The sequence below is a fragment of the Acidovorax soli genome, from assembly GCF_014207955.1.
GTDB classification, from domain to species: domain Bacteria; phylum Pseudomonadota; class Gammaproteobacteria; order Burkholderiales; family Burkholderiaceae_C; genus Acidovorax; species Acidovorax soli_A.
Genome location: NZ_JACHLK010000003.1, coordinates 325,727 through 336,799, shown reverse-complemented (window position 1 = coordinate 336,799; position 11,073 = coordinate 325,727). Strand labels below are relative to the sequence as shown.

12 protein-coding genes are annotated in these 11,073 nt (G+C 68.9%); 2 read left to right on the top strand and 10 right to left on the bottom strand.

Annotated features, from left to right (window positions below; genetic code table 11):
- Window positions 1-27: 27 nt before the first annotated feature.
- Complete coding sequence (locus HNP48_RS10275; RefSeq protein WP_184856816.1) at window positions 28-1,266, top strand: FAD-dependent monooxygenase; 1,239 nt, start codon at window positions 28-30, stop codon at window positions 1,264-1,266.
- A 272-nt stretch (window positions 1,267-1,538) separates the two neighbouring features.
- On the opposite strand, the gene HNP48_RS10270 is transcribed toward HNP48_RS10275, so the two are convergent.
- Together HNP48_RS10270 and HNP48_RS10265 are read right to left on the bottom strand one after the other, a co-directional pair.
- On the bottom strand, window positions 1,539-1,892 hold the full coding sequence (locus HNP48_RS10270) for a MerR family DNA-binding protein (RefSeq protein ID WP_184856815.1): 354 nt from the start codon (window positions 1,890-1,892) through the stop codon (window positions 1,539-1,541).
- A complete protein-coding gene (locus tag HNP48_RS10265) occupies window positions 1,879-2,718 on the bottom strand; it encodes an ornithine carbamoyltransferase (RefSeq protein WP_184856814.1) in 840 nt (279 codons plus the stop codon). The genes HNP48_RS10270 and HNP48_RS10265 overlap by 14 nt, the downstream gene beginning before the upstream one ends.
- 106 nt (window positions 2,719-2,824) lie before the next feature.
- Between HNP48_RS10265 and HNP48_RS10260 the strand changes: the two genes are divergently transcribed.
- The gene (locus tag HNP48_RS10260) at window positions 2,825-3,289 is read left to right on the top strand and encodes a hypothetical protein (RefSeq protein WP_184856813.1); all 465 of its coding nucleotides are present in this window, start codon (window positions 2,825-2,827) and stop codon (window positions 3,287-3,289) included.
- On the opposite strand, the gene HNP48_RS10255 is transcribed toward HNP48_RS10260, so the two are convergent.
- From HNP48_RS10255 to HNP48_RS10220, 8 genes are all read right to left on the bottom strand, one after another.
- Window positions 3,258-4,514 (bottom strand): nitrate/nitrite transporter, encoded by a 1,257-nt coding sequence (locus HNP48_RS10255; RefSeq protein ID WP_184856812.1) that lies wholly within the window; start codon window positions 4,512-4,514, stop codon window positions 3,258-3,260. The genes HNP48_RS10260 and HNP48_RS10255 overlap by 32 nt on opposite strands.
- A gap of 97 nt (window positions 4,515-4,611) precedes the next feature.
- Window positions 4,612-5,505, bottom strand: coding sequence for a tryptophan 2,3-dioxygenase (kynA, locus tag HNP48_RS10250; RefSeq protein WP_184856811.1), 894 nt, complete (start codon window positions 5,503-5,505; stop codon window positions 4,612-4,614).
- Between the two features lie 3 nt (window positions 5,506-5,508).
- Complete coding sequence (gene kynU, locus HNP48_RS10245; protein ID WP_184856810.1) at window positions 5,509-6,816, bottom strand: kynureninase; 1,308 nt, start codon at window positions 6,814-6,816, stop codon at window positions 5,509-5,511.
- 84 nt (window positions 6,817-6,900) lie between these two features.
- Complete coding sequence (gene kynB / locus HNP48_RS10240; protein ID WP_184856809.1) at window positions 6,901-7,557, bottom strand: arylformamidase; 657 nt, start codon at window positions 7,555-7,557, stop codon at window positions 6,901-6,903.
- 86 nt (window positions 7,558-7,643) lie between these two features.
- Entirely contained in the window at window positions 7,644-7,976 is a 333-nt protein-coding gene (locus HNP48_RS10235; RefSeq protein WP_184856808.1) for a YkgJ family cysteine cluster protein, read from the bottom strand.
- Window positions 7,977-8,054: 78 nt separating this feature from the next.
- Window positions 8,055-8,735, bottom strand: a complete 681-nt coding sequence (locus HNP48_RS10230; RefSeq protein ID WP_184856807.1) for a hypothetical protein — start codon at window positions 8,733-8,735, stop codon at window positions 8,055-8,057.
- A 13-nt stretch (window positions 8,736-8,748) separates the two neighbouring features.
- Entirely contained in the window at window positions 8,749-9,657 is a 909-nt protein-coding gene (argF, locus tag HNP48_RS10225; protein ID WP_184856806.1) for an ornithine carbamoyltransferase, read from the bottom strand.
- 37 nt (window positions 9,658-9,694) lie between these two features.
- Complete coding sequence (locus HNP48_RS10220; RefSeq protein ID WP_184856805.1) at window positions 9,695-10,891, bottom strand: aspartate aminotransferase family protein; 1,197 nt, start codon at window positions 10,889-10,891, stop codon at window positions 9,695-9,697.
- Window positions 10,892-11,073 lie beyond the last annotated feature (182 nt).

Sequence of the window (11,073 nt, the reverse complement as noted above, 5' to 3'; positions counted from 1 at the left end):
GCCTGCGCGGCGCGCGACAATCGGCGCATGAAGAAACAGGTGCTGGTGGCGGGTGGGGGCATTGGAGGGCTGGCTGCGGCCCTGGGCGCATCGCGCGCTGGCTGGGACGTGCGGCTGTTCGAGCGTGCCGCTGCCTTCAGCGAGGTCGGGGCGGGCGTGCAGCTCGGGCCCAACGTGGTGCGCCGCCTGCAGGCCTGGGACCTGCACAAGCCGCTTCAGGCGGTGGCCGCCTTCCCGTCCCGCCTGCAGGTGCGCAGCGCACTGTCGGGGCGCGAGCTGGCCGAGCTGCCGCTGGGGGCCACGGCCATCGAGCGCTATGGCGCCGCCTATGCCACCATCCACCGCGCCGACCTGCACGGCCTGCTGCTCGCGGCCGTGGAAAAGTACACCGACACCCAGCTCAACCTGTCGCAGGCTATCGAAGGCTTCACCGACGGCAGCCGGGCCACCAGCCCCATCCCCGGGGCCGAGACCGCCGTCACCGTGCGCACCAGCCGGGGCAAGGAGGTGGAGGGCGATGCCCTGGTCGGGGCCGACGGCCTGTGGAGCGCCACGCGCCTGCAACTGCTGGGTGGCACGCTGCCACGCACCACGGGCCACTTGGCCTACCGCGCCCTGGTCGCGCAGGATGCCCTGCCCAAGGCCTTGCGCACCCAGCAGATCACCGCCTGGCTGGGGCCGCGCCTGCACGTGGTGCAGTATCCCGTGCGCCGGGGCGAGCTGCAGAACCTGGTCGTCATCATCGAAGGCCCGGCCCCTGCCGATCTGCAGACCTGGGACCATGCGGCCAATGCCGCCGACCTGGAAGATGCACTGCAAGGCGCCTGCCCCGCGCTGCGGCACGCGATCGATGGCGTGGCCGCGGCCGGGGGCGGCTGGCGCCTGTGGCCGCTGTCCGACCGGCCGCCCGTGCGCGGCCCGAACGACATGGCCCAGGGCCTGGTGGCGCTGCTGGGCGATGCCGCCCACCCCATGGTGCCCTACCTGGCCCAGGGCGCCGGCATGGCGATCGAGGACGCGGCCGAACTGCAGCGGGCCCTCTCCATGCACGACCTGGAGGTGCCGCTGCGCCTGACCCGCTACGCGCTCAACCGCTGGCAGCGCAATGCCCGCGTGCAGGCCCGTGCCACGCGCAATGGCCGCATCTTCCACGCCGTGGGCCCGGTGCGCTGGGGCCGCGATGCCTCACTGCGCCTGCTGGGCCAGCGCGTGCTGGACCTGCCCTGGCTGTACCGGGGGGATGGCTCGGTGGCCAGTTCGCTATGAAGTGAAGCACCCCCTGAGGCGCTTCGCGCCTCGGTGCCACCGCCAGAGGCGCTGGCTCTTCGGGCACGTCCAATCCTGCGCAGGCAGGATTGGAGCCGCGGCCCTCAGCCCCTCTCTCTCCTCGCTGCGCGAGTCGGGAGGGGGACGCCCCCAGCGCATGCGCTGGATACGCCGCCTTCGCGGCGGGGCGGCCCTTGCACGGGAGCACTGGCCTTGGCCGCGCCAGTTTCATGCGCCGTGAGGGCGCGCAGCGCAATGAATAACTGATACGGTCAGGACGCCGCCAGCGGGCAGTCCGCCAGCACGCGCGCGGCCAGGGTCTGGCGCAGCGCCTGCAGCGCGGCGATGCGGGCGTCGATTTCGAGCAGCTTGGCCGACAGCACCTCGGTCACGGCGGGCGCCGGGTCGGGTGCGTCCCAGATGGCGGGCAGCCGGTCGCCGATTTCGGCCAGCGTGAAGCCCAGTTGCTGCGCGGTGCGGATGTACTGCACCAGCGTCAAGACCTCCTCGGGGTAGTCGCGGTAGCCATTGGGCAGCCGGCGCGCGCGGATCAGACCCTGCTGCTCGTAGAAGCGCAGGGCTTCGCGCGAGAGGCCGGCGGCGGCGGCGAGTTCACCGATCAACATGGCGTTCCCCTTCACCCAGGGCCCAGCGGATGATCGCCATCTGCACGGGCAGCAGCAGTGCCTTCTGCGCATGGCCCACGAAGCCCGGGTAGGCCACCGGGTCCACGGCCAACTCCCGCCCCAGGCTGAAGGGCGGGGTGGGCAGCAGGGCCGGCTGCCCCAAGGCTGCCAGGTGCTCCTCGGTCAGCGGCACCAGGTCGGCCTGCGTGGTGGCGTCGGCCTGGGCGCTGGCAGGCCAGCTGTCGGTCACCACCACATCCACCGGGCCGGGCAGGGCCGAGGGCTCCACGAAGACCACGTGGGGCAGCACCTCGTGGAAGCGCCGGTGGCACACCTGCACCAGCTCGAAGCCCAGCACCTGGGCCAGTTCGTGCCAGGAGCGGAACACATTGGTGCTGGGGCCCCACAGGCAGACGCGCGCCTTGCCCAGGGGCTGGATGCGCGTCTCGATGTGCCAGGCATCGGTCAGCACCTCGCACGGGTGGCCCTGGGCCGACATCGCATTGACCACGGGGCGTGTCGTCGCGGCCGCGAAGGCGGACAGGCGCGCATGGTCGGACTCGCGCACCACGTACAGCTGGTAGAACGGGTCCAGGTAGCCGGCCAGGTCCTCCACGCGCTCGCTGGTCTTGAGCAGGTGGGGCAGTTCGGTGAACGCCAGCCCCAGGCGCCGGAAGGCTTCGATGAAGGTGGTGCGCGTGCGGATGCCGTTGCCCTCGAACGACCAGGCCACCGTGCCCGCCAGGCGCGGTACCGGGGTGTCGATCAGGGACCAGATGTGGCGTAGGTCGGCGGGCAGCAGGTCGCCCAGTTGGATCAGGTGCATGCGCGAAGGGCTCCTTGGTGGCAAGGCGCACAAAAAAGTGCTTGACCCTGAAGCGTACTTCAAGGTGGATGCTCGGGGACTTCTTCACTCCGGTCTTTTTCACACCATGGCCCTCTCCTCCTTTTCCGCACCCCGCTACCTTGCCATCGTGCGCGCCAGCGGCTGGTACGACCTCCTCGTGACCTGGCCCTTTGCCCTGCCCTGGACCTTTGCCTGGCTCTATGGCGCACTGGCCTGGCTCTCGGCCACGCTGGGCCTGCCCGGCACCCTGCACCCGCTGGACGGCACCCACATGCTGCTGGCCAACCTGCTCGGCTCGGTGGTGGTGGTCTGGTCCATCGCGCGCATCGCAGCGCCCAGCGTGCTGCTGGGCCGCCTCGACGGGGTGGCGCGCGTGCTGTTCGCCACCTGGCAGGTTTATGCGGTGGCCCAGGGGGCCAGCGCCATCGTGCTCGGGTTCACCGCCTTCGAGCTGTTCTTTGGCGTGCTGCAGTGGTGGCGCGTGGCGGGCGAGGGCTCCACAGCCTGCCCGGCCAAAGTCACTGAGCGGGGGGCGCCGGCAACAGCCTGAACGAGGCCACGCCGACGGCCAGCAGCCCGGCGATGGTCAGCATGACGGCGGTGTAGGGGTCGGCGCCGCGCGCCGTGGCCAGCGAGGCGGCCAGCCCCGTGATCCACTGCATCAGCGCCACGCCCAGGAACAGCGCCATGGTGAACACCGCCATGGCGCGCCCGGTCATCGCCGCAGGGTAGGACGAGCGCACGTCCGCGTACTGCAGCACCATGTAGCCCGAGAGCAGGCCCACGGCGATGGCGCCGCCCACGTCCAGCCATTCCTGGTGCAGTGCGCCGATGGCCAGGAACAGGCCGCACAGCAGCACCGTAAAGCCGGTGATCCAGCGCCTGCGGTGCGCGGGCCCGGGGTCCAGGCGGCCGAACCATGCGGGCGTGAACAGCGACACCAGCGAGGTCAGAAAGGCCACATTGCCGCTGGCCACCAGCGAATAGCCGTGCCGCTCGATCAGGAGCGGCCCGAGCCACAGCCCGCGCAGCGTGAGGAAGGCGGCGTAGGTCGTCAGCGCCAGCAGCATGATGCCGGCCGTGTGCGGCAGCAGGAACAGCGCGCCGAAGCCGCGCACGGCGGTACCCCAGGATTCGCGTTGCACCGGGGCTGCATGCAGGGGCTGGGCCGGCTCGTGCACCTTCCACCAGATCAGCAGCCAGGCGGCCGTGGCCAGCCCTGCGAGCAGGCCGAAGCCGGCACGCCAGGACGAATGCTGCACCAGCCAGGCCAGCGGCGTGCCCGTGAACAGCATGCCCAGCCCGCCGATGCCCATGGCCACGCCCGACACCATGGCAAAACGCCCGGGCGGAAAGTAGCGCGCGATGAACACCGTGCAGACCAGGAAGGCCGGCGCGCAGCCCACGCCGATCAGTACCTGCCCGAGCAGCACCGTGCCATAGCCCGGCGCCAGCGCCGACAGCAGCGAGCCCACGATGGTGAGTGGAAACGCCACCAGCAGCGTGCGCCGCACGCCGTAGAGGTCGATGCCCACGCCCATGAACAGCTGCATGCCGCCGAAGGCAAAGGCAAACGCCCCGGCAAACGCGCCCAGCGCCTGCGCGGACAGCCCGAACTCCGCGCGCAGCCCGGTGGCGATGATGGCGGTGATAGTGCGAAACGCCTGGCTCAGCGCAAAGCCCGAGATCAGGGCCAGCAGCATGGCCCAGGCGACGCGCGGGGCGAGCAAGGGGGTGGGGGCGAGAGGGGCGGACTCTGCGGGCTGGGACGGCAAGGGGGATCTCCGGGAGGGCGTGCACAGTGCATTGCCCTGGCCGAGGGTACACGCTGCGCAGGCAATGCGCTGTCCCCCATGCGGAGGATGCGTGCCGTCACAGGTCCGTGCGTAGCTTCCAGATCTCTGGGAACAGCACCACGTCCAGCATCTTGCGCAGGTAGCTCACGCCGCCCGTGCCGCCGGTGCCGCGCTTGAAGCCGATCACGCGCTCGACCGTGGTCACATGGCGAAAGCGCCACAGGCGGAAGGCATCTTCCAGGTCGGTCAGCTCCTCGCCCAACTGGTACAGGTCCCAGTGCTTGTCGGGTGCGCGGTACACGGTGAGCCAGGCCTGCTCCACGCCCTCGCTTTCCACGTAGGGCTCTCGCCAGTCGCGTTCGGTATGGCTGGCCGGCACCGGGATGCCGCGGCGCGCCAGCAGGCGCAGGGCCTCGTCGTAGAGCGAGGGCGCCTCGTAGGCGGCCTGCACCTGGGCCAGCAGGTCGGCGCGGTGCTCGTGGGGCTTGAGCATGGCGCGGTTCTTGTTGCCCAGCGCGAACTCGATGCTGCGGTACTGGTAGCTCTGGAAGCCGCTCGACTGGCCCAGGTAGGGCCGCATGGCGCTGTACTCGGGCGGCGTCATGGTGGCCAGCACATCCCAGGCGTGCACCAGCTGCTCCATGATCTTGGAGACCCGCGCGAGCATCTTGAAGGCCATCTGCAGCTCGTCCTGCGCGATGTGGCCGATGGCCGCGCGCAGCTCGTGCAGCATGAGCTTCATCCACAGCTCGCTGGTCTGGTGCTGCACGATGAACAGCATCTCGTCGTGCGCGGGCGACAGGGGCTTTTGCGCCGTGAGGATGGCGTCGAGCTGCAGGTAGTCGCCATAGCTCATGGACTTGCTGAAGTCGAGCTGGGCACGTTCTTCGTGCACGATGGATTCAGGCTTGCCGCTGCTGGCCGGGGCGGCCGCACCGGGTTCGGCGGGGGTGTGGGAGAAGGGGCACATGGCTCAGGTCACCGCGTGGATCTGGTTGAACTCGGGGCGTCGCCACTCGCCGGTGTCGAGCACCTGGCGCAGGTGCTCCACGGCATTCCATACGTCCTCGTAGCCGAGGTACAGCGGCGTGAAGCCAAAGCGCAGGATGTCCTTGTGCGGGCCCTGGCCGCCATCGCCCTTGCGGAAGTCGCCGATCACACCGCGCGCGATCAGCGCCTGCACGATGGCATAGGCGCCACTGCCCTGGCCGTTCAGGCCCTGGCCCTCGTCGCGCGTCAGGCAGACCTGCGAGCCGCGCTGGGCATGTGCGCGCGGTGTAGCCAGGCCCAGGCCGTGGCCTGCGCAGCGCTCTTCCACCAGTGCGATGAACAGATCGGTCAGCGCCAGCGACTTGGCGCGCAGCGCGGCCATGCCGCCCAGCGGCGTTGCCGCGTCGAACACATCGAGACCGCACTGCAGGGCCGACAGGCTGATGATGGGCTGCGTGCCGCACAGGTAGCGCGTGATGCCCGGAGCGGGCCGGTAGTCTGGCGTGAACTGGAAGGGCGCGGCATGGCCCCACCAGCCCGACAGCGGCTGCCAGAAGCGGTTGGCGTGGCGCGGGTGCACCCACGCGAAGGCCGGTGCGCCGGGGCCGCCGTTCAGGTACTTGTAGCCGCAGCCGATGGAGAAATCGGCGCCCGCACCGTTCAGGTCCACCGGCACGGCGCCTGCGCTGTGCGCCAGGTCCCACACGGTGAGGATGCCCGCCGCGTGCGCGGCCGCCGTGATGCCCGCCATGTCGTGCATGGCGCCGGTGCGGTAGTTCACATGCGTGAGCATCAGCACCGCCACGTCGGCCGTCAGCGCGGCGGCAATCTCCTCGGGCTCCACCAGCACCAGCTCCAGGCCGCGCTCCTTGCACAGGCCTTCGGCGATGTACAGGTCGGTCGGGAAATTGCTGCGCTCGCTCACCACGCGATTGCGCGCGGGGCTGTCCTCGCGCGCGATGTTCAGGGCGGCGCTCAGCACCTTGTAGAGGTTGACCGAGGTGCTGTCGGTGCAGACCACCTCGTCCTTGCCGGCGCCGATGAAGGGCGCGAGCTGGTTGCCCAGGCGCTGGGGCAGGTCGAACCAGCTGGCCGTGTTCCACGAGCGGATGAGGTCGGTGCCCCATTCGCGCGTGACCACATCGGCCACGCGGGCGGCGGCGGCCTTGGGCAGCACGCCCAGGGAGTTGCCATCGAGGTAGATCACGCCGTCTGGCAGGCTGAAGTGCCCGCGCAGCGGGGCCAGGGGGTCTTGCGCGTCGAGCGCGCGGCAGTCTTGCAGTGTCGTCATGGGAGTCGCGGGGTAGGTCTTGGAATCAGAGGCTGGGAGTTTTTTTGCGTGCAAAGCGGGCATGGACGAAAGACTCTCAGCCTCTCAGGGCAGGGCGCGCAATACCGCACGGACCGGGGAGGCATCGGCCGTGGTCAGCTTGAGCGGCAGGGCGATCAGCTCGTAGTCGCCCTCGGGCACGCCGTCGAGCACCAGGTTCTCCAGCACGCGCAGGCCGCGCCGGCGGATCACCTGGTGGCTGTCCAGCGTCTTGCTGTCGGCGGGGTCGATGCTGGCGGTGTCGATGCCCACCAGCAGCACCCCCAGGTCGGCCAGGCGCTCGATGGTGGCCGGCGCGTAGGCGGCCAGCGCCCCGTCCCAGCGGTCCACGGGCATGGTTTCGTAGGTGCGCACCAGCACGCGTTGGGGCAGGCTGGCATCGACCGCGTGGGCAATGTGCTCCCACGCGATCAGCGGGCCGCGCCCGATGGCGTGGATCACGCGGCAGGGCCCCAGGAAGGCCTCCAGCGAGACGTCGCCGATGGTGGCACCCTCGGCGTCGTAGTGCAGCGGCGCATCCGCATGCGCGCCCACGTGGGGCGAGAGGGTGATGGCGCTCACGTTCACCGGGCAGCCGGGCCCGATGGTGGCGCACCACTGCTGGCTGTAGGCCGTGTCGCCGGGGAACACGGGGCTGCCCGCATGCACGGGCGGTGAAATGTCCCAGAGCGGGCGCGCGGCAGGGGTGGGGTTGGCTTGCATGGGACAAAGTTTGCATGTCCCGAAAAACCCGTGGTGTCGGTTATTTCCAACAGTTTGCGGATTTTTTGTTGAAGCCTAAACTAATTTCAGAACACCAGGCCTTCCGGCAGCGGCGGCAATCCGTGGCGCGTGCGTGCCTTGTTGCAGGCGTAGTCGCCGGCCTCGAACTCGCGGCAGGGCGAGGGCCGCCACTCGTAGATGCCACAGGCCACCTTCTCGCCCACCTTGCCGGTCAGCGCCGCGCAGCGGATGGGCACGTGGTCGGTGCCGCGCATGCGGCAGGTGCTGCCGTTGACCTCCATGGCCAGGCCGTTGGGCACGGTGCCGCCCATCTCCTGCATCTCGTAGACGGCAAAGTCCACGCGAAAACTGGCACAGCAGGCGCCACAGGTCAGGCAGGGGTGGGCGGAGTCGGACATACGGAGGCGCGCCTTTTTCGGCTTGGGAGACGGATCGGGGGGCTCGAATGGTAAGGCACACCCGGCCCGCCAGGCCATTCAGCCGTAGATCCTGCCTTGTGCCAGCGCTTGCAGCGCATGGGTCAGATTGCTGCGGGCCTGCGCCTCGAACCGGCCATGGAACCAGTCCGTGCCGTAGATGCGCGGCCGTTCCAGAAAGCCCCGCAGCACCGCACTGCGGCCCGCCGCATAGCGCGGCCAGCGCACGAAGAAATACTCGCGCCGCACATTGCGCTCGAACAGGCGGTACACCGCATCGCTTTGCCCCAGCACGGCCAGGTCGATGTCGACGACCCACTGCGCATCGCCAGCGAGGGGGCCGGGGTTGTGGCGCGTGTCCAGGATGAACTGGTGCACGGCCTGCACGAAATCAGCGGGCAGGCCCTGCGCAGACAGGAATCGGTGGGCCCAGTCGGCGCTCTTTTCCTCGTTCAGGCGGCCCCAGGGCCGGTAGACCGCGTCGTGGAACCACAGCGCCAGCGCCACGGCGTGCGGCTGCTGCAGCGCGCCGGGCTCGGCGGCTTGCACTGCCTGCAGGTGGCGCAGGCAGGCCCACAGGTGCGTGGTGTCGTGGTAGGCGCGCGGCCAGCGCGCCCAGGCCAGCACCAGGCGCCGGCCTTCGCTGCGCCAGGCAGGCGTATCGCGGCCCAGGGCCTGGCCCAAGGCCTGCCAGTGCGCCAGCAACTCGGCGCAATGGGCGGGCTGGCGGCGCCAGGGCATAGAGATGGCCCTGTCAGGCCACCTTGCCCAAAAGCAGATATTCCATCAGTGCCTTTTGCACGTGCATGCGGTTTTCTGCTTCATCCCAGACCACAGACTGAGGGCCATCGATGACATCCGCCTCGACTTCCTCACCCCGGTGCGCCGGTAGGCAGTGCATGAACAGCGCATCGGGCTTGGCGGCGGCCATCATCTCGGCGTCCACGCACCAGTCAGCAAAGGCCTTCTTGCGCGCCTCGTTCTCGGCCTCGTAGCCCATGCTGGTCCACACATCGGTGGTCACCAGGTCGGCGCCCTTACAGGCTTCGAGCGGGTCGCTGAAGAACTGGCAGCTGCCGGTGGTGGCGCCGGCCAGCTTCTGGTCCACCTCGTAGCCGCGCGGCGTGCTCACATGCACCTTGAAGCCCAGCAGCGCTGCTGCCTGCAGCCAGGTGTTGGCCATGTTGTTGCCATCGCCCACCCAGGTCACCGTCTTGCCGGCAATCGAGCCGCGGTGCTCGATGAAGGTGAAGATGTCGGCCAGGATCTGGCAGGGGTGGTACTCGTTGGTCAGTCCGTTGATCACGGGCACGCGCGAGTTGGCGGCAAAGCCCTCGATCTTGCTCTGCTCGTAGGTGCGGATCATCACCAGGTCCACCATGCGGCTGATGACCTTGGCGCTGTCTTCGATGGGCTCGGCGCGGCCGAGCTGGCTATCACCCGTGGTCAGGTGCACCACGCTGCCGCCCAACTGGTACATGCCGGCTTCGAAGCTCACGCGCGTTCGGGTGCTCGCCTTCTCGAAGATCATGGCCAGCGTGCGGTCCACCAGGGGGTGGTGCTTTTCATAGGCCTTGAACTTCTTCTTGATGAGCGCGGCACGCTCGAACAGGTAGCTGTACTCGTCGGCACTGAGATCGTTGAACTGCAGGTAGTGTTTCATGGCATTGCGGCGGCGCGCTCTGAGCGCGCCTTGGGTTTCATTCGGCCAGCAGGGCTTTGACCAGCGGGACCAGCTTGGCGACGATTTCGTCGGCTTCGGCGGTGGACAGGATCAGCGCGGGCACCAGGCGGATCACCTTGTCGGCCGTCACGCTCAGCAGCAGGCCGGCCTCGGCCGCCCGGGCCACCAGCACACCGCAGGGCTTGTCCAGTTCCACGCCCAGCATCAGGCCCTGGCCGCGCACTTCCTTCACGCCGGGCAGGCTGCCCAGTTCGCGCACGAGTGCCGCCTTCAGGTGGTCCCCCACGGTAGCCGCATTGTGCAGCAGACCGTCCTTCTCCATGATGCGGATGGTTTCCACCCCGGCGCGCATGGCCAGCGGGTTGCCACCAAACGTCGTGCCATGGTTGCCCGGTTGCAGCACATTGGCGGCCTTGGGGCCGGCCACCACGGCGCCGATCGGCACACCCGAGCCCAGGCCCTTGGCCAGGGGCATCACGTCCGGCACGATGCCGGCCCACTGGTGGGCGAACCACTTGCCGGTGCGGCCCATACCGCACTGCACCTCGTCGATCATCATGAGCCAGCCGCGCTCGTCGCACAGCTTGCGCAGCTGCTGCAGGTACTCGATGCGCATCGGGTTGATGCCGCCTTCGCCCTGGATGGTCTCGAAGAACACTGCCACCACGTTGGGGTTGCCCTCGGTGGCCTGCTTGATGGCCTCGATGTCGTTGAGCGGCACGCGGATGAAGCCCTCCACCAGCGGGCCGAAGCCGTTGTGGATCTTGGGGTTGCCCGTGGCCGACATGGTGGCGATGGAGCGGCCGTGGAAGGCCTTTTCGTAGACCACGATCTCGGGCTTGGCGATGCCCTTGTCCACGCCGAACTTGCGCGCGATCTTCAGCGCTGCCTCGTTGGCTTCCAGGCCCGAGTTGCAGAAGAACACGTTGGTCATGCCCGACAGCTCCACCAGCTTGGCCGCCAGGGCTTCCTGGCCGGGCACGTGGTAGTAGTTGGACGAGTGCATGATCTGGCTGATCTGGTGCTGCAGCGCGGGCACCAGTTCGGGGTGGTTGTGGCCCAGCGTGTTCACGGCAATGCCGCCCAGGCCATCGAGGTATTCCTTGCCGTTCACGTCCCACACGCGGCAGCCCTGACCACGGGCCAGCGCGATGGGCACGCGGCCATAGGTGTTCATCACGTGGGGCGAGGCGGCCTCAATGAAAGCGGTCATGCAGAAATCTCCTGGCGGTGCGGTGAAAAGTGGGTGGAATGGCCCACCCGAAAAACGAAGCACGATTCTAGGGGCCATGCGATGACCCGCTATTGACGATTGCGCATCACTGCAATGCCGGCTGGATGCCATGTCCTCCAGTCAGGTTTAGAGGGGCAGCTCTTATATAAGAGTTAGAATCC

What these genes read in the sequence shown, in the direction of transcription:
- HNP48_RS10275 (WP_184856816.1), top strand. Translation starts at nt 28, where the DNA reads ATGAAGAAACAGGTGCTGGTGGCGGGTGGGGGCATTGGAGGGCTGGCT.
- HNP48_RS10270 (WP_184856815.1), bottom strand. Translation starts at nt 1,892, where the DNA reads ATGTTGATCGGTGAACTCGCCGCCGCCGCCGGCCTCTCGCGCGAAGCC.
- HNP48_RS10265 (WP_184856814.1), bottom strand. Translation starts at nt 2,718, where the DNA reads ATGCACCTGATCCAACTGGGCGACCTGCTGCCCGCCGACCTACGCCAC.
- HNP48_RS10260 (WP_184856813.1), top strand. Translation starts at nt 2,825, where the DNA reads ATGGCCCTCTCCTCCTTTTCCGCACCCCGCTACCTTGCCATCGTGCGC.
- kynA (WP_184856811.1), bottom strand. Translation starts at nt 5,505, where the DNA reads ATGTGCCCCTTCTCCCACACCCCCGCCGAACCCGGTGCGGCCGCCCCG.
- kynU (WP_184856810.1), bottom strand. Translation starts at nt 6,816, where the DNA reads ATGACGACACTGCAAGACTGCCGCGCGCTCGACGCGCAAGACCCCCTG.
- kynB (WP_184856809.1), bottom strand. Translation starts at nt 7,557, where the DNA reads ATGCAAGCCAACCCCACCCCTGCCGCGCGCCCGCTCTGGGACATTTCA.
- HNP48_RS10235 (WP_184856808.1), bottom strand. Translation starts at nt 7,976, where the DNA reads ATGTCCGACTCCGCCCACCCCTGCCTGACCTGTGGCGCCTGCTGTGCC.
- HNP48_RS10230 (WP_184856807.1), bottom strand. Translation starts at nt 8,735, where the DNA reads ATGCCCTGGCGCCGCCAGCCCGCCCATTGCGCCGAGTTGCTGGCGCAC.
- argF (WP_184856806.1), bottom strand. Translation starts at nt 9,657, where the DNA reads ATGAAACACTACCTGCAGTTCAACGATCTCAGTGCCGACGAGTACAGC.
- HNP48_RS10220 (WP_184856805.1), bottom strand. Translation starts at nt 10,891, where the DNA reads ATGACCGCTTTCATTGAGGCCGCCTCGCCCCACGTGATGAACACCTAT.